Annotated in this window: 18 protein-coding genes and 2 pseudogenes; 4 read left to right on the top strand and 16 right to left on the bottom strand. The window is 39.3% G+C overall.

The window, feature by feature from the left end:
* Positions 1-36: 36 nt before the first annotated feature.
* From radA to TY13_RS17070, 8 genes are all read right to left on the bottom strand, one after another.
* Positions 37-1,413 (bottom strand): DNA repair protein RadA, encoded by a 1,377-nt coding sequence (gene radA / locus TY13_RS17105; RefSeq protein ID WP_042478565.1) that lies wholly within the window; start codon positions 1,411-1,413, stop codon positions 37-39.
* Positions 1,414-1,537: 124 nt separating this feature from the next.
* Entirely contained in the window at positions 1,538-2,059 is a 522-nt protein-coding gene (locus tag TY13_RS17100; protein WP_052344376.1) for a hypothetical protein, read from the bottom strand.
* Between the two features lie 504 nt (positions 2,060-2,563).
* Entirely contained in the window at positions 2,564-5,011 is a 2,448-nt protein-coding gene (locus TY13_RS17095) for an ATP-dependent Clp protease ATP-binding subunit (RefSeq protein ID WP_042478561.1), read from the bottom strand.
* Entirely contained in the window at positions 5,001-6,095 is a 1,095-nt protein-coding gene (locus tag TY13_RS17090) for a protein arginine kinase (RefSeq protein WP_042478560.1), read from the bottom strand. The genes TY13_RS17095 and TY13_RS17090 overlap by 11 nt, the downstream gene beginning before the upstream one ends.
* Positions 6,092-6,622: a UvrB/UvrC motif-containing protein gene (locus tag TY13_RS17085; protein WP_042478559.1), complete on the bottom strand. Its 531-nt coding sequence runs from the start codon at positions 6,620-6,622 to the stop codon at positions 6,092-6,094. The genes TY13_RS17090 and TY13_RS17085 overlap by 4 nt, the downstream gene beginning before the upstream one ends.
* A 14-nt stretch (positions 6,623-6,636) precedes the next feature.
* A complete protein-coding gene (locus tag TY13_RS17080) occupies positions 6,637-7,104 on the bottom strand; it encodes a CtsR family transcriptional regulator (RefSeq protein ID WP_042478557.1) in 468 nt (155 codons plus the stop codon).
* 199 nt (positions 7,105-7,303) lie between these two features.
* Positions 7,304-7,609, bottom strand: a complete 306-nt coding sequence (locus tag TY13_RS17075; RefSeq protein WP_042478555.1) for a DUF4870 domain-containing protein — start codon at positions 7,607-7,609, stop codon at positions 7,304-7,306.
* A 90-nt stretch (positions 7,610-7,699) separates the two neighbouring features.
* Complete coding sequence (locus TY13_RS17070; protein ID WP_042478553.1) at positions 7,700-7,912, bottom strand: hypothetical protein; 213 nt, start codon at positions 7,910-7,912, stop codon at positions 7,700-7,702.
* A gap of 182 nt (positions 7,913-8,094) precedes the next feature.
* On the opposite strand from TY13_RS17070, the pseudogene TY13_RS21380 reads away from it, so the two are divergent.
* Both TY13_RS21380 and TY13_RS21375 read left to right on the top strand, forming a co-directional pair.
* A pseudogene (locus TY13_RS21380) lies at positions 8,095-8,652 on the top strand (protoglobin family protein); the annotation flags it as partial.
* A 306-nt stretch (positions 8,653-8,958) separates the two neighbouring features.
* Positions 8,959-9,426: pseudogene (locus tag TY13_RS21375) on the top strand (methyl-accepting chemotaxis protein); the annotation flags it as partial.
* An 86-nt stretch (positions 9,427-9,512) separates the two neighbouring features.
* On the opposite strand, the gene TY13_RS17060 reads toward TY13_RS21375, so the two are convergent.
* The 3 genes from TY13_RS17060 to adh all read right to left on the bottom strand — a co-directional run bounded on the left by TY13_RS17060 (position 9,513) and on the right by adh (position 12,017).
* Complete coding sequence (locus TY13_RS17060; protein WP_042478550.1) at positions 9,513-9,989, bottom strand: acyl-CoA thioesterase; 477 nt, start codon at positions 9,987-9,989, stop codon at positions 9,513-9,515.
* Positions 9,990-10,114: 125 nt separating this feature from the next.
* Positions 10,115-10,477, bottom strand: a complete 363-nt coding sequence (locus tag TY13_RS17055) for a DUF779 domain-containing protein (RefSeq protein WP_042478549.1) — start codon at positions 10,475-10,477, stop codon at positions 10,115-10,117.
* A 19-nt stretch (positions 10,478-10,496) separates the two neighbouring features.
* A complete protein-coding gene (gene adh / locus TY13_RS17050; RefSeq protein WP_042478547.1) occupies positions 10,497-12,017 on the bottom strand; it encodes an aldehyde dehydrogenase in 1,521 nt (506 codons plus the stop codon).
* 868 nt (positions 12,018-12,885) lie between these two features.
* Between adh and rluF the strand changes: the two genes are divergently transcribed.
* A complete protein-coding gene (gene rluF, locus TY13_RS17045) occupies positions 12,886-13,587 on the top strand; it encodes a 23S rRNA pseudouridine(2604) synthase RluF (RefSeq protein ID WP_042478545.1) in 702 nt (233 codons plus the stop codon).
* 19 nt (positions 13,588-13,606) lie between these two features.
* Positions 13,607-14,329, top strand: coding sequence for a DUF6904 family protein (locus TY13_RS17040; protein ID WP_230199471.1), 723 nt, complete (start codon positions 13,607-13,609; stop codon positions 14,327-14,329).
* A 65-nt stretch (positions 14,330-14,394) separates the two neighbouring features.
* On the opposite strand, the gene TY13_RS17035 is transcribed toward TY13_RS17040, so the two are convergent.
* From TY13_RS17035 to TY13_RS17015, 5 genes are all read right to left on the bottom strand, one after another.
* Positions 14,395-14,892: a cupin domain-containing protein gene (locus TY13_RS17035; RefSeq protein ID WP_042478542.1), complete on the bottom strand. Its 498-nt coding sequence runs from the start codon at positions 14,890-14,892 to the stop codon at positions 14,395-14,397.
* 76 nt (positions 14,893-14,968) lie between these two features.
* Entirely contained in the window at positions 14,969-15,676 is a 708-nt protein-coding gene (locus TY13_RS17030; protein WP_042478540.1) for an ABC transporter ATP-binding protein, read from the bottom strand.
* Positions 15,676-16,449, bottom strand: a complete 774-nt coding sequence (locus TY13_RS17025; protein ID WP_042478538.1) for an ABC transporter ATP-binding protein — start codon at positions 16,447-16,449, stop codon at positions 15,676-15,678. The genes TY13_RS17030 and TY13_RS17025 overlap by 1 nt, the downstream gene beginning before the upstream one ends.
* Positions 16,446-17,384 (bottom strand): branched-chain amino acid ABC transporter permease, encoded by a 939-nt coding sequence (locus TY13_RS17020; RefSeq protein ID WP_042478536.1) that lies wholly within the window; start codon positions 17,382-17,384, stop codon positions 16,446-16,448. Before TY13_RS17020 ends, TY13_RS17025 begins: the two co-directional genes overlap by 4 nt.
* A 10-nt stretch (positions 17,385-17,394) precedes the next feature.
* Positions 17,395-18,270, bottom strand: a complete 876-nt coding sequence (locus TY13_RS17015) for a branched-chain amino acid ABC transporter permease (RefSeq protein ID WP_042478534.1) — start codon at positions 18,268-18,270, stop codon at positions 17,395-17,397.
* Positions 18,271-18,400: the final 130 nt, after the last annotated feature.

Below are 18,400 nucleotides of genomic sequence, written 5' to 3'. Positions count from 1 at the left end.
AGCACAATAGTATGCTTTTCAGACAACTCTCCTTGATCAAAATTCATTGAAACAAAGGCGCAAGCAATCACCTATCGTTTCTACCCCGACAACTTGGATACCAGGCGGGAAATCCCACCCACCAATATTGGATGCAGGGATAAAGGCTCGTTGGAAGCCTAATTTTGCTGCCTCTTGTACACGTTGCTCAATACGAGAAACACGGCGCACTTCTCCCGTTAAACCAACCTCTCCGATAAAGCAGTCTGTTGCACGCACAGCTTGATCCTTAAAACTAGAAACAATCGACGTTAAAACAGCTAAATCAATTGCAGGCTCATCCAGCTTTACACCGCCTGCCACCTTAATATAGGCGTCCTGTGCCTGTAGCATCATGCCCATACGCTTTTCTAGCACAGCCATCAATAGTTGCACACGGTTTTGGTCTACTCCGGTCGCCATACGCTTTGGATAATTAAAGCTTGTCGGTGTCACAAGCGATTGAATTTCTACTAAAATGGGACGTGTTCCTTCCATTGATGCAACAATTGTTGAACCCGCTACTCCTTGTGAGCGCTCCTGTAAAAACAACTCAGATGGATTTAAGACTTCCTTTAGACCGCCATGTAGCATTTCAAATATTGCAATCTCGTTTGTTGAACCAAAACGGTTTTTTTGACTGCGTAAAATACGGTGATTATGGTGTCGCTCTCCTTCAAAATAAAGCACTGTATCTACCATATGCTCTAAAAGTCGAGGGCCAGCAATTTGTCCCTCTTTCGTCACATGACCTACAAGGAAAATTGCAATGTTTTTCGTTTTTGCAATGCGCATTAGCTCCGCTGTACATTCACGAACTTGTGATACGCTTCCTGGTGCACTCGTCACCTCTGGATGATGCACCGTTTGGATCGAATCGACAATAACAAATTTCGGCTGCACCTCTTCAATCGTTTGATGCAAAAATTCTAAATTCGTTTCTGAGTATATAAAGAGCTCCTGCGATTTCACACCTAGACGCTCTGCTCGCAATTTTGTTTGGCGAATCGACTCCTCACCAGAAATATAAAGCACGCGCTGACCACGATTAGAAAGTAGCGCAGAAACTTGAAGCAATAACGTAGACTTCCCAATACCAGGATCCCCACCTATTAATACAAGTGAACCCGCAACTATACCGCCTCCAAGCACACGGTTTAACTCCGTCATCTCCGTAACGATTCGTGCCTCGTCCACTGTTTCCACTGTCATAATCGGCACAGCCTTTTGCGTAGTTGCAGTAGAATGTTGGAAAGCTCCACGGGGACCCTTAACAATAACCTCTACTTCCTCCACCATCGTATTCCACTGCCCACAGCCTGGACAGCGCCCCATCCACTTCGCCGATTCGTAGCCACACGCATTACACGTAAATTTTGTCTTTTTCTTCGCCATAATGCCTCCAATGTTTTTTGTTTTATTATAGCAAAGTCTGCTTAATGAAGTTTAAGAAAGACTGGCTATACTTTGGTAAAACTAAAAACACCTAATGCAAACGAATGCATTAAGTGTTTATATTTTATATATTAGGCAGTTCTTCCTCTCTAGATTTAAGCAACGTAACTACCGCATCCATGCCCATTTCAAACATGGTGCTAGTATTTGTGATCGGTTGGAAATAGTAATCTACTTTACGCTTACCAAACTGTAGCTCTAGTTCCTCCCATTGTATAGTTGGTAGCAATGCAAAAGCTAATGTATCATCGCCTAAGGTTTCCATAAACCAACGGATTTGATATTGAGGCGAGAGCATGCCCTGCATCGCTCGAATTGCACTATCTCTATCTGTCACATCATCAGCAAAGGGAATGGTTATCGTTTTTTCTTGAGAGGATAGGATAATATCCACACCCCTAGGTTTATCTATTTCAATAACTTCACAAGCAATTCGATTTGACACAGGTAATTGATCATTAAAGTAACCTATTAAGTCTTCTTCAGCCTCGCGCCAATCTATCCAAATAAGCAAATCGCTTTGATTAGCTATTTCTTCAAGTGTTAAATTATTTAAGAAATCTGCAATCTTCTCTTGATTCGTCATCTTCATCCCTCATTATTAATGTTTTATTTGCTCACATGAAAATGCTTTACTTGCTCCACTGCCTTTAATAATTTTTTAGTTACAATTCTAACTCATTGATATGATTCGTTAATTTTATCATGTTGTTCAATTGTTGCAATCATTTCCTTATGTAATTTTTTCGATTGAAATATTGTGAACATCGATCTATCAACCCAAATGAAAATTTACCTCTCCATTCATTTTAATTATATTCTAACAATTAATCAATTTTTCCTTTTGCAGCTAATTTAAACCAGTATTTTACAAAAATGAGGAGTCCAGTGAATCTAGCCCTTTTCAGACATAACAGTAAATTCAGCTTTACTTTTTAATTTTAAATTTTAGAAAATTGCGTAGAAACCAGTATTTTCAAGCTTTTAAAGAATACTTACATGTTTCTAAATATCGAACAATTCAATAAAAAAGTTGTCCGAAAAGCAGCGCGCTAGCCTACTTTTCGAACAACCTCTATTGTAAATCTTTTTATTTAGCCTCTACAGCATTTTCCTTAGCACGAACAACAAATTCATTATCAACATAGTCGAAAATAATTTTTCCGCCTGTTAATACAGTGCCTTTTAAAAGCTCCTCAGATAGGCGATCTTCCACATGTTTTTGTAGTGCACGACGTAATGGACGAGCACCATATTGTGGATCGTAGCCTTCTTCAGCGATTTTCGCAAGAGCTGCATCTGTAAGCTCTAGCTCGATGTTTTGCTCTTGTAGTCGCTTCGTTAAAGAAGCTGCCATTAGTGAAATGATTTCAGTTAAGTGTTCTTTTTCTAATGAGTGGAACACAATCATTTCATCAATACGGTTTAAGAACTCAGGGCGGAATGCCTTTTTCAGCTCTTCAAGCATCGTGTTTTTCATATCTTTATGCTTCGACGCTGAATTGCCAACGTTAAAGCCTAAGTTCTTTTGATATTTCAATGCGTCCGCACCTACGTTTGATGTCATAATAACAACCGTGTTACGGAAGTCCACAAGGCGTCCTTTCGAATCTGTTAAACGACCGTCCTCTAATACTTGTAATAAAATATTAAATACGTCTGGATGTGCTTTTTCGATTTCATCAAGCAACACTACAGAGTATGGCTTGCGACGTACTTTCTCTGTTAGCTGACCGCCTTCATCAAAACCTACATAGCCTGGAGGTGCACCTACTAAACGAGAAGTTGCGTGTTTTTCCATATACTCGGACATGTCGATACGAATCATTGCGTCCTCATCACCAAACATTACTTCTGCTAATGCTCGTGCAAGTTCTGTTTTACCTACACCTGTAGGACCTAGGAAAATAAATGAGCCAATTGGGCGCTTCGGATCTTTTAAGCCTGCGCGTGCACGACGAATCGCACGTGAAATAGCTTCAACTGCCTCGCCTTGACCAACTACTCGCTTATGCAGCTCTTCCTCTAAGTTTAGCAGCTTCGCAGATTCCTCCTGTGCAATTTTATTTACAGGAATTCCTGTCCACATTGACACAACTGCCGCGATATCATCAACTGTTACTTCTGATTCCGCTTTACCTTGAGATTCTTTCCAATGCTTCGTCGTTTGCTCCACTTCCTCTTTGAGCTTTTGCTCAGAATCGCGTAGAGCAGCTGCCTTTTCAAACTCTTGGCTTGATACAGCCGCATTTTTTTCAGAGCGCACGCTTTCTAAACGCTCCTCTAACTCTTTTAAGTTTGGTGGTACAATAAATGAGCGTAAACGTACTTTTGAACCCGCTTCATCAATTAAATCAATCGCTTTATCTGGTAGGAAGCGGTCTGAAATGTAGCGATCCGATAATTTTGCTGCCGCTTCAACTGCTTCGTCTGTAATTTTTACGCGGTGATGTGCTTCATAGCGATCACGTAATCCGTAAATAATTTGAACTGTTTCCTCAACAGATGGCTCATCAACTTGAATTGGCTGGAAGCGACGCTCTAAAGCGGCGTCTTTTTCAATATATTTACGATACTCATCTAATGTTGTCGCACCGATACATTGCAATTCACCACGCGCTAACGATGGTTTTAAAATATTTGAAGCATCAATTGCGCCCTCTGCCCCACCTGCGCCAATTAATGTGTGTAGCTCATCGATAAATAAAATAATATTTCCCGCTTGGCGAATTTCATCCATTACTTTTTTCAGACGATCCTCAAACTCACCGCGGTATTTTGTACCTGCAACAACAGTTCCCATATCAAGCGTCATAACACGCTTGTCACGTAAGATTTCTGGTACTTCATTGTTCACGATTTGCTGTGCTAAACCTTCAGCAATCGCAGTTTTACCTACACCTGGCTCCCCAATTAACACAGGATTATTTTTTGTACGGCGCGATAATACTTCAACAACACGCGTAATTTCTTTCGAACGACCGATAACTGGATCTAACGAGCCTTCGCGTGCGATTGCAGTTAAATCACGTGCTAAACCATCTAAAGTTGGTGTGCTCGCTGTTGGGCTTGCTGCGCTACCACCAGGTTGGTTCGTATCATTATTGCCTAATAATAGTAAGACTTGCTGGCGCGCTTTATTTAAGCTAACATCTGCATTCGCTAAGACACGCGCTGCAACTCCCTCACCCTCACGAATTAACGCTAATAAAATATGCTCTGTTCCGATATATGAATGGCCTAATTTTCGCGACTCATCAACAGATAATTCAATTACTTTTTTAGCTCTTGGCGTATAGCTTACTGTTAAACCAACTTTCTCAGTTCCCTTACCTACTAACTCTTCAATACCCGATTCTATCGTTTGAGGGCTAACCCCAATTGCCTCTAACGCTTTTGCTGCGATGCCACCACCTTCACGCACGAGACCGAGTAAAATATGCTCTGTCCCAATCGCATCGTGATTTAAGCGAATAGCTTCTTCCTGTGCTAATTGTAAAACTTTTTGTGCGCGTTGCGTAAAACGATTAAACATCATATGTTTCCTCTCCTTTTTCACCTGTAATCAAACTATCATTATCCAATTTTTCCCGAACATACTTTGCCCGATATATATCACGATCTACCGCATCGAGCATTGTCCCTGCATATTGCTGAACAAAGCCTGGCTGAATTAACATGACGCATTCATTTAAGCAGCTAGGCGAAATTCCTTGGATCAGTTTTAAATCAACACCTAATCGAACGCTTGAGAGGCATGATGCCGCCTCCTCACTTGTTAATACACGAGCGTAACGCAGTGTTCCTAATGCACGATTAACGCGATCATCCAATGTGACTTGTGCTCGCTCTAACAATTTTTTGCGAGCATTGCGCTCTTTCTCAATAATTTGTTCAACAACCTTTTGCAGCTCTTCTAAAATTTCACGCTCTGATTTACCTAGCGTTACTTGGTTAGATATTTGATAAATATTACCTAAATTTTCGCTACCCTCTCCATATATACCACGCACAACCATACCTAAACGTGTCATCATTTGGATTAGGACATTCATTTGCTTTGACATTGTAAGTGCTGGCAAATGCATCATAATCGATGCACGTAATCCTGTACCTACATTTGTTGGACAGCTCGTTAAATAACCAAATTGCTCGTCATAAGCATAGCTCACTTGTTTACCTAATCGATCATCTAGCTCACTCGCATATTCATATGTCTCCATTAACTGCATACCTGGGCTCAAAACTTGAATCCGCAAATGATCCTCCTCATTAATCATTACGCTTGTGGATTCGTCGGAGGATAAGAAGACAGCCGACACCTCTTTATGCTTCGCTAAATAAGGGCTAATTAAATGTTTCTCTACTAACAATTGGCGTTCTAATTGTGATAAATCAGCCATTTTAAAATAAGAAAAATTTAATTGCTCCTGTGGCGTGAGCAATGCTTTCATAAGCTTCTCCTGTACACCATTCGCCTCTTGCTGTGAAAAGCTTAGCGGAAAGCGAATATTGGCAATATTTCTAGCAAGCCTAATGCGAGTTGTCATGACGATATCTGAATGTTCACCACTTTCGACGACGCATTTAGGTGCATGCTTTAAAAAATGCTCGATATTCATACATCTACACCTCCAGCATCAAGCTTATGCTGAATTGATTTTATTTCATCACGCATTTTAGCAGCGTCCTCAAAGCGCTCTTCTGCGATTGCATGCTGCATTTGCTGGCGTATTTCTTCTATTTTTTGCTTGAGCTGCTCCATACTAATCACTACAGACTTACCAGTATGTGATGTGCCAGCCTGTAAACGACTAAGCACAGGTGGGAGTTGATCTCGGAACGTGTTATAGCACTCGGTGCAGCCAAATTTCCCTTGCTTTAAAAATTGGCGATATGTGAAGCCGCATGATGGACATGTGCTTTGCGTAGCTTTTTTTTCTTCTGTTTGTGTGCTTTTCCACATCGGTACACCAAACCAGTTTGAAATAAGCTGATGCAATGCCACTGGCTCTTCCTGTATGTCTGTTTGAAATGGATGAAATTTTGATGCGCAATGCTCACAATAATGCTTTGCGACCGCTTGCCCATTTTGTACTTTCGTCACTGTAACAGATGCGTGTCTCTGTTTACAATGTTCACAAATCATGCTAATCACCTACCTTATTTATTGTCGTATTTCAACGTAATAAACATCGCCTTTACTATATATGCGCGAACTTGGTCGCGTAGTGGTAACGGCAGTGCTAATGTTGAGCGATCGACCGCAGCTAATATTAGCTTCGCTTCCCGTTTTGTAATTATTTCCTCATCTATTAAACGGTATATCATATGCTCTATCGATTGCTGTGCCACCGCATCTCCAACTTGCTGAATCATATCGTCAATAAGTGCGGCTTTTGAATGGACCTCAACACGTAAAATACGAATATAACCACCGCCACCCCGCTTACTTTCAACTAAATAACCTCGTTCCGCTGTAAACCTTGTATTAATAACGTAATTGATTTGAGACGGAACGCATTGAAATTTATCTGCAAGTTCACTACGTTTTATTTCGATATGCTCTTGCCCACTTAATTCGAGAACTTGTTTTAAATAACCTTCAATAATATCAGATATATTCCGCACGATTGTCTCTCACCTCAATTCCATAACTGACTTTGACTATCTTTGACTTAATTATAGAAACAGCGAAATTGAAATGCAATTAAAAAACCTCACAATGCATAATTTCGCTTTTAAAGCTTTATATAACAAGGCTTTAGCAACAAAAAAAGCAAAACCTCTGCATTAGAAGTTTTGCCATTTTTTATACTTTTAAAACTTATTATACCCAACGTCCAACAATCGGATAATCCCACTGAGTTTCGTTTATTGCCTTGACAATACCGATAATCGGTACAACAATTCCCATAATCGCAAATACAATTAAAAACGGTAGACCAATTAGTATCACTGAGAAGAATCCTGAAATACCCACAAGTACCCACATAACTGCTTGGAATAATAATGCTTGTATTGATAAACGCTTTATTTCACTATCTGTACTAATTAAGAAAAATAAAATTGGTACTAAAACTGGCGCAAAAAATGCACTAGCATGAATAATTACTTTTGACCATTTGTCTTCCATATGACATCAACCCTTCTTTTAATGTTTGTACTTTATATACGGTAAAAGGTTGTTGAAAGATTCATTTTTATGTAAAAAAATTATCTAACTTTAATACGGACCTCTATCATCTGGATTATCACTAGCCTGTGGGAATAAAAAATAAGAAATAACAGCCGAGAAAAAGACAGCCCCTACAATAATCAAAAATTTATGTAATGATGGCACATCTTCATATTTATTAAATATCATCATTGTGGATGAAACACCTACAACAGCTGAAAGTGGAACGACATATTTTAAACGTCCTTTATAAAATTTCATTGTTCGTTTCTCCTTCATCATTTTATATCCTTAATTCTACCTTGTAGCTACTTAAAAAACAAATTGAATCAAATATATACTTCTGACAAAAGATTGCAAAACTAGCATTTAAAATAGTACAATAGGAATGTTATACTTTTTATTCTTTTGAGATAGAGGAACTAGATAAATTTTATTGTAGGATGGAGAAAATAATGGCGAACTGGTTTACAAAAAAGACTACTGAACAATCAACTTTTTTTGAAACATCAAAATACATACAACAAGTTCAACTAGATGTTAGTAATTACCCTGATTTAGTGAAACAACTACAATTGCTTAAATTGACAACAGAGGACTTAGCTATTTTGAAGCAGCTCCAACCATTTGCCAAAGATTTAGTTCCTACAATGGTCGAGCAGTTTTATGAGGCAATTAGTTTACAATCTAATTTAGTTGCGATTATTCAAACAAACTCACATATTGACCGCTTAAAAGGTACTTTAACTAAACACTTAAATGATATTTTTAATAGTAAAATTAATGCTGCTTATATAGAAGAACGTAAAATTATTGCACATGTACATGTGCGAGTTGGTTTGAAGTCAAAATGGTATATCGCATCATTCCAATCACTAATGTCAACATTTATCGAATTTGTTAATGGCTTAGATTTATCAAAAAATGAATGTATTCGAGCAATTAATGCCTTTTCAAAAATAATCAACTTTGAGCAGCAGCTCGTAATTGAGGCTTATGAAAATGAAGAAGAGCGCATCCGCTTAGAGCTTGAAGCATCTAAGCACGTATTAATTAGTACACTTCAAGATACGTCTCGAGAGCTGAGCTCCACAAGCGAGGAAACATCTGCGTCTCTACAAACAATTTCCCATCAGGCTGAAGGAATTAGCTCAGCTACTGAGCAGGGTCTAGCCTTTGTAGCTGAAACAGAAGAGAAGTCAAATTTAGGAAAAAGCCATCTCGAAACACAAACTCGTTTAATGAATACGATTTTAACTGGTGTGGAAACATTAGAGGCTTCCATGGCGGCTTTACGTCTCTCTTCGCAAAAAATTTCAGAAATTGTAGGTCTTGTAACAGGCATAGCAGATCAAACCAATTTATTAGCGCTAAATGCTTCAATTGAAGCAGCGCGTGCTGGTGAGCATGGTAAAGGCTTTGCTGTTGTAGCAGACGAAGTAAGAAAGCTAGCGGAAGAAACGAAAACAGCTGTTCAAAATGTAGCACACTTGATTAAAGAAACGGAAAACAATATTTTAAGCATGGCTAGCTCTGTTCAAAGTGTAGATTCACAAGTACAGCAAACTGTTGAAACACAACAAAATCTTGCAGCATCATTTACTTCAATTACCGAGGCTGTATCTGGCATTAAACAGCAATATATGAATACTACCGATGATATCCGTACTATTTCAAACTTAATTGCAGAATTAACAGAAGCATCCACAATCGTTGCTGCATCCTCTGATGAATTATTGCAAATCGTAACGAAAATCAACGAGCTTGAAGACTAAAAATGGGCTATATGGAAAGTAGTAACTTTCCATATAGCCCATTTTATATTATACCTGCTAAAACAGATGCTTCCACGCCAAATGTTTTAATGCTGCAATGCACGTTTTGCTTTGCGGTATTCTCTACGCTTTGGTGCAGTTTCAAACAATCGTTTTTCCGTTTCTGTTTCCGGATAAACACCTGGCACTTCTCTTGGCTTTCCTTCTGCATCAATAGCAACCATTGTGACAAAGGATTCTGTTGTCAAACGCTCCTCACGCGTTTTTAAGTTGCGAGTTACAACACGCACATAAATTTCCATCGAAGTACGTCCTGTTGATGTCACAATTCCCTCTAACTCCAACACATCGCCAACATAGGCAGGAGAAACAAAATCAACTGAATCAATAGAGGCTGTGACAACCTCTCCTTTAGCATGTGTCATCGAAGCAATTGCAGCAATTTCATCAATATAAGCTAACACACGTCCCCCAAAAATAGAACCATGGTGATTCGTATCTGGTGGGAGCACAAGACGTGTTTGAATTGTACGAGAATAACTCATTGGCATAGCATTTCCCATATTTAATCTCTCCTTCAAGAGCAATCTTCTTTTTATGTTACATGCCAGCACGTGGAAATTCAAATGTTTTACGCATTTGTTTGCCAAAAATAAGACCGATTCGCATATGCGAATCGGTCCCCCAACTAATACCCTATATTCAATTCTTGCTGTTCCTCTTGCGTAAATATACGCGACCTTGTCAAGAAGCGCTTACCTTCCACACCTTCCAAGGAAAACATACCACCTCGCCCATCAACAACATCAATAATGAGCTGTGTATGCTTCCAATAATCATATTGGCTTTTGTGTATATAAAATGGTGCGCTGCCAATCTCACCAAGCAATATATCTTGCTCACCTAGCATTAAATCACCTTGCGGATAGCACATCGGTGAAGAGCCATCACAGCATCCCCCTGATTGATGGAACATAACAGGTCCATGGCGTTCGACTAATAAATTAATTAAATCGAGTGCTACATCTGTCGCTATTACACGCTCAACCATCCTTTAGCACCTCCAATTATTAGAAGAAGCCTGCGCGATTTGGATCATAGCTCACTAGCAAGTTTTTCGTTTGCTGATAGTGACTTAGCATCATTTTATGGTTTTCTCGTCCAGTACCTGACATTTTGTAACCACCAAATGCCGCATGTGCAGGGTATTGGTGATAGCAGTTCGTCCAAACTCGACCAGCCTGAATACCTCGACCAAAACGATATGCCGTATTCATATCGCGCGTCCAAATACCCGAACCTAAGCCATATAAAGTATCGTTCGCTATTTCCAAAGCCTCTTCCTTCGTTTTAAACGTCGTTACAGCTACAACAGGTCCAAAAATTTCCTCCTGGAAAATACGCATTTTGTTATCGCCTTTGAAAACAGTTGGCTTAATATAGTAGCCGTCTGTAAATTCCCCATCTAATTGGTTGCGTTCACCACCGATTAGACACTCTGCTCCTTCTTGCTTACCGATATCTAGGTAAGAGAGAATCTTTTCCATTTGCTCTGTAGAAGCTTGCGCACCCATCATCGAGTTCGGATCAAGTGGATTACCTGTTTTAATCGCCTCCACCCTAGCCAACACACGCTCCATAAATGGCTCATAAATTGACTCTTGGATCAGCGCACGTGAAGGGCATGTACATACTTCCCCTTGGTTTAAGGCGAACATAACAAAGCCTTCTACAGCCTTATCTAAAAATTCATCATCCTGTGCCATAATATCTTCAAAGAAAATATTTGGCGATTTACCACCTAGCTCAAGTGTTACAGGGATAATATTTTGTGATGCATACTGCATAATTAAGCGCCCTGTTGTCGTTTCACCTGTAAAGGCAATTTTCCCTATACGCGTGCTTGACGCTAGCGGTTTACCAGCCTCTAAGCCAAAGCCGTTTACAATATTAACAACACCTGGTGGTAATAGGTCTGCAATTAATTCCATTACGACCAAAATTGATACTGGTGTTTGCTCTGCAGGCTTTATTACAACGCAGTTACCTGCTGCAAGTGCAGGGGCAAGCTTCCATGTCGCCATTAAAATCGGGAAGTTCCATGGAATAATTTGTCCCACTACCCCTATCGGCTCATGAAAATGATAAGCTACTGTATTATTATCTATTTGGCTGAGCGAGCCTTCCTGTGCTCGGATAACACCAGCAAAATAACGGAAATGATCAATTGCTAATGGAATATCCGCGTTTAACGTTTCACGTACTGCCTTCCCATTTTCCCAAGTCTCAGCTACTGCCAGCATTTCAAGATTAGCTTCCATACGATCTGCAATTTTCAATAAAATATTGCTGCGTTCTGTTGGTGAAGTACTGCCCCATGCATCTTTCGCTTCATGTGCCGCATCGAGCGCTAGCTCAATATCCTCTTCTGTAGAACGTGCTACTTGTGTAAACACTTTCCCTGTTACAGGTGTCGGATTATCAAAATACTGCCCTTTTGTAGGAGGCGTCCATTTACCTCCAATATAGTTGTCATAACGTTCCTTAAAATGAATCAATGCCCCTTCTGTGTTTGGAAATGCATAAACCATTCAATTCTCTCCCCTTCGTTATGAATATTAGATCATACCCTATATGCTATGCTGCAGCTAGTGCTAGTAGAAAGGTAGTCTTATATATTATATTGTCAGAAAAAGTTGAATATTTCAATTTTTATCCCTCTATCTTTTTGGGATTGATTAAAAAATAACATGTTATTTCACTATTTATTTATAGAAAAGATAAACAAGCCGTTGATTTCCGTTGCGGGTGGACGCTTTCCGCAGGCACGGCTTCAACTAATTTATTTCGGCTACTGCCGAAATAAATGGATTTTCAGCTCGTGCTGTTCCTGCTGGAGTCGCCACCCTCCACTCCAATCAACTAGAAATAGCTTTTATCTAATGAAATAGTCAAAAACATATTCTTCAATAGCTGATACAAGAAAATAATATTGATGTACCTATTTCATTTTAAAATTCAGAATAAATCAAATCTTGTATTGTGGAACCATCTACATAGAGAGCTTACTCTTTAAAAAAGTAAGCTATGTGTCATGTTAACTATTGATTAAAAATTTTTTCTCAGATAAATCATGGTAAGCAATAAATTTTTATGTGCGTGTTTTTTAGTTGAATTCTTTATTTACAAGGCTTTCTCCAGTTGATTGAAGTGAAGATGGCTCGGCTACTGCCGAAAAAAATTAGTTGGAGCTATGCCCCCTGGAAAGCGAGCCAATCGCAACGGAAATCAACTGAGTTTTCAACTTTCTATAGAAAATCTGATTAAATAAGCACACATATTTCTTTTGAAAAATGCTATTTCCTTTTGCCAACTATAGCTTTTGCTGATGAACCTATATTTCTTATTCCATACTAAATATTGTATACTAACATTATTCAAATTAAAGGATGAGAAACTATGCGTATTAATAAATTTCTAGCAGAAACTGGGGCGGTGTCACGTCGTGGTGCAGATAAATGGATTGAGGAAGGTCGAATTACAATTAACGGGGAGCTTGCTACAATTGGCAGTAAAGTACAAGAGGGCGATATCGTCTGTGTAGATGGTCAGCCAGTTTCGAAGGAAGAGCAGCTTGTTTACATTGCACTGAATAAACCTGTTGGCATTACGAGCACAACAGAAAAACATATTAAAGGCAATGTAGTGGACTTCGTAAATCACCCATTGCGTATATTCCATATTGGACGTTTAGATAAAGATTCAGAAGGCTTGTTACTTTTAACGAATGATGGAGATATCGTAAATGAAATTTTACGTGCTGAGCACCATCATGAAAAAGAATATATCGTCCAAGTTGATAAACCTGTTACTGATAAATTTTTGCAAAAAATGGCCTCTGGTGTAGATATTTTAGATACAACAACATTACCTTGTCGCGTAGAAAAAATATCGAGCAATGTTTTCAAAATTATTTTAGAGCAAGGTTTGAATCGTCAAATTCGACGCATGTGTTCAGCGCTTGGCTACTCTGTAAAGCGACTTCAACGCATTCGCATTATGAATATTCACTTAGGCAACTTAAAAGTCGGTCAGTGGCGAGATTTAACAAAGCAAGAACTACAGGAGTTATTTAAGCATCTAAACTATAAACAATCGTAGCACAAATCTAGGGGGCGAGATGATGCTCACAATTCAACCAACAAAACTACTAACAGGCGCCCGTATCAGTGGCGACTATTGGGATATTGATCAACTAATTAATGCAATCTATCATATTACAGGTGATGCAAAGCGCTACTACGACTATCAAGGTGCTCGCAATCGCATTTTAAATGTGTGCTATAAGCTACGTCAAGCAGCTACAGGCGAGCAACATATCGAATATATCGCAAACGGTGTTAATCGAGGTATACAAACGAAGCAAAAAATGGTGATGCCTGAAAAAAACATTTACTTTGCAACTGATATTTTATGGCCAGAGTTATTGTTTACAGCCATTGCATGTAATGATTTTATCCATCTTCATCAAGAGCTAGTAGACAATTCATTATGGAACCAACACATTGCAACAGTACGTAGCTTTCAAGCGCTCGTTGCAGAAAGTTTACAAGAGCTGATTGGCGATGAACATTACGCCGTTTTCCTACATGTTCTTGCTGAAAAAACACCTGCCTATTTTCGCTATGCAACGCAATATGTTGATGTGCTTAATATCGAGTATCTGTCCTTATCACAGGAGGAACGAGCAGCGCACCTTTCTGCATTTGCTATCCGTTTAGTCGTTGAAGGTGAGGATTATCACTTCTTATTAAATCAGTTAATGCAGGCAGCTAAAGAAACAAAACATGCCTTACATGAATTACAAATCTCTTTGAAGTACCCCGAGTCTATAGATTGGTAGCCTTAAAAAGCGCAAACAATCCATTGAAAAACGTTGATTGTTTGCGCTTATTTTACTTTTTATGACTATTTCAACTCTGCATATGCCATCTTGCGAATAACTACCTCATGTTGTGGATAATCAGCTAATAACTCATCCTGTGTAAACAACTCAAAATCTGTAAAATCGAAGCCTGGTGCAACCATACAACCAACTAAACTGAATGTATCCGCATCATCAACAGATGAACCAAAAATCGTATGCTTCGGCACTAAAATTTGTGGTGCTTCCCCTGCTGCAATATTTAGTCCAAGCTTCTTTGCCTCATAAGTACCATCTGGGTGAATCATATGCACAGTGAGCGGACTACCTGCATGGTAGTACCATAATTCATCTGACTGTAAACGATGAAGGTGGGAAATATCCTGTGAACGCAATAAAAAATAAATACTCGTATATATTGGTCGCAAAACATCGCGCGTAGCCATTTTATCATTAGCGCGAAAGCTTGATTTATAGTAACCACCCTCTGGATGAGCCTCTAGCTGTAATTGCTCAATGTAAAACTGTGCTGACTGTGTCATGTATAATCACTCCTCTGTTATCTACATTAACGAAAAAAGGGCTGTCTTGCAAACTGTGCAAGACAACCCTTTATCATTATAAACCACCAAGATAAGCTGCTTTTACCTCATCGCTCTCTTGTAATTCCTTCGCTGAGCCTGATAGCACAATTTTACCGGTTTCTAGCACATAGGCTCTGTGGGCAACGGAAAGTGCCATGTTCGCGTTTTGCTCTACTAATAAAACTGTCACGCCCTCTTTATTCACCATTTCAATAATGTTAAAAATATTTTTTACCATTAATGGCGCAAGTCCCATTGAAGGCTCATCCATTAAAATTAATTTGGGTTTCGCCATTAAGGCACGCCCCATCGCAAGCATTTGTTGCTCACCGCCTGATAGTGTGCCAGATAGCTGTTTGTGACGCTCAAAAAGGCGTGGGAACAGCTCATAAACGTGTTCCATATCTTTTTTAATACCTTCTCGGTCTTTCCTCAAATAAGCACCCAGCTCTAAGTTTTCTTCTACTGTCATATTGGCAAATACACGGCGCCCCTCTGGCACATGGGAAATCCCTGCCTTTACAATTGACTGTGCTGCCTTGCCATCAATAGCTGAACCTAAATATTCAATAGAACCTCTTTTCGGCTTAAGTAAGCCTGATAATGTCTTTAGTAACGTACTTTTCCCTGCACCATTTGCACCAATTAACGTTACAATCTCACCCTCATTTACTTCTAAGGAAAGGCCCTTCAATGCTTGAATATTACCATAGTATACATCGATATCATTTACCTTCAGCATTAGTCCGCTACCTCCTCTCCTAAATACGCCTCAATAACCTTTGGATTTGAACGAATTTCTGCTGGTGTTCCCTCAGCTATTAGCTGTCCATGGTCAAGCACATAAATGCGCTCACAAATCCCCATAACTAAATTCATATCATGCTCAATAAGTAAAATTGTTAAATCAAATTCTTTACGGATAAATGCAATAAGATCCATTAATTCTTTCGTTTCTTGTGGATTCATCCCTGCTGCTGGCTCATCTAGCAACAAGAGCTTCGGTCCTGCTGCAAGCGCACGTGCAATTTCTAAGCGACGCTGCATCCCGTACGGCAAGTTTTTTGATAACTCATCCTTATACACATCTAAACCAAAAATTTTTAAAAAAGCGAGCGATTCCTCCTCCATTTTTGCTTCACCAGAAAAATGCTTTGGTAGTCTGAAAATAGAAGATAGAATGTTATGATTTGCTAAAGAGTGGTTTGCTACCTTTACGTTATCTAATACCGATAACTCTTTAAATAAACGAATATTTTGGAATGTACGGCTAATACCACCTCGTGTTACTTTGTATGGATCCAACCCTTGAATTTGCTTACCAGCAAACGTAATTGTTCCTTCCGTTGGCGCATACACACCTGTCAACATATTGAATGTCGTCGTTTTACCTGCACCATTTGGTCCAATTAAACCAATGAGCTCCCCATTTTCCATATACATATTGACATTTTGTACGGCCTTTAAACCGCCAAATTGAATACCTAAGCTATCGACTTTAAGAAGTGTACTCATACTTTAGTACCTCCTTTTTTTCTGAATTTGAATAAGTCTGTAATTTCTTTTGTCCCTAGTAAACCTGTTGGGCGATACAGCATAACTAAAATTAAAACAAGTGAATAAATAATCATACGCGTCTCTGGAAACGCCTGTAAGTATGTTGATACGAATGTTAAGAAAATAGCTGCAAGCACTGCCCCAGAAAGACTACCTAATCCACCAAGCACAACTAAAATTAAAATATCAAATGATTTTAAAAATCCGAATGCTGTCGGTTGAATAATATAGAAATTATGCGCATAGATTGCACCTGCTACGCCAGCAAAGAACGATCCTACTGCAAATGCAGCTACTTTATAATAAGTAGTATTAATCCCCATTGCATCTGCTGCAATTTCATCCTCACGTATAGCAATACATGCCCGCCCATGACGGGAATTTGTAAAGTTTGAAATGATTAAAATTGTAATAGCAGTACCAACAAAGGCATATGTCCAAGTCGATTGATGCGTTACTTGCATCCCCGCTGCCCCACCAACATAATCGATATTTAAGAAGACAATGCGAATAATCTCAGCAAAGCCCAGTGTAGCAATTGCTAAATAATCACCTCTTAAACGTAAAGAAGGAATACCAACTAATAGCCCTGCTAGCATCGCGACAACTGCCCCAGCTAAAATTGCCATCGAAAACGGCATACCCAGCTTCATCGTACAAATAGCTGATATATAAGCACCCACTGCCAAAAATCCTGCGTGCCCAATAGAAAACTGCCCTGTTACACCAATTACAAGATGTAAGCTAACCGCTAGCATCACGTTAATACACATTGTAATAAGCATATTTTGATAATGCGTATTGACCATGCCGAAAGAAATGAGAGTTTGCACGACTGCATAAAGCACTAGCGCTATGATTGCATAGCCCCAAAAAACTTTAGACTTTTTCATCCTTGCTCACCTACACTTTCTCACGAGCATTTTTACCAAAAATACCCGCTGGTCGTAAAATTAGAATTAAGATTAAAATAACGAACGCTGCTGCATCGCGCCACAATGAAAAGCCTAACGCACTAACTACCGTTTCTACCACACCTAGTACAAGACCACCAGCCATCGCACCTGGAATAATACCAATACCACCTAAAACTGCTGCAACGAACGCCTTCAAGCCAGGTAATACCCCCATTAATGGATCAATTCGCGTATAGTAAATACCGAAAATAACCCCTGCAGCTCCAGCCAACGCTGAACCAATCGCAAACGTTGCTGAAATTGTATTATCTACATTAATTCCCATTAAACGTGCTGCATCTGCGTCATGTGAAACTGCACGCATCGCCTTACCAATTTTCGTACGATGCACAATAAATTGTAATAACATCATTAAAACGATGGATACCGTTAAAATAAAAATTGATCTTGTGTCAATTTGTACTCCGAAAACATTGAATGACGGGTTTTCAAAAATAGTTGGGTATGCCTCAGGTGCTGCCCCACGGAAGAAGATAACCGTATACTCAATTAATAATGACACCCCAATTGCAGTAATTAATGCTGCAATACGTGTTGCATTACGTAGACGCTTATAAGCGACCCTTTCAATGATGACCCCTATCACCGCACATAAAATCATCGCCATTAGTAGCGCTGGGATAAAGTGCATATCCCATCTTGCAATCGCAAAAAACCCGATAAAAGCACCAAGCATGAAAACATCACCATGCGCAAAGTTAATTAATTTAATAATGCCGTATACCATCGTATAACCAAGAGCGATGAGCGCGTAAATACTACCGAGTGAAATTCCATTTACGAGTTGCTGTATCCATTCCATTATTCTCACTCCTTTGATTTTGGCTTCGACAACCAAATTGACAGTAAAAGGGACTGTCGGAAAAGTCTAAAATCACTTCCAAACAGTCCGAAATCAAGTTTTACTTATTTGTTTTAGATTGTAGCGAAGA

It is taken from the genome of Bacillus ndiopicus (assembly GCF_000612805.1).
GTDB lineage: Bacteria > Bacillota > Bacilli > Bacillales_A > Planococcaceae > Metasolibacillus > Metasolibacillus ndiopicus.
This window is presented reverse-complemented; position numbering and strand designations above follow the sequence as displayed.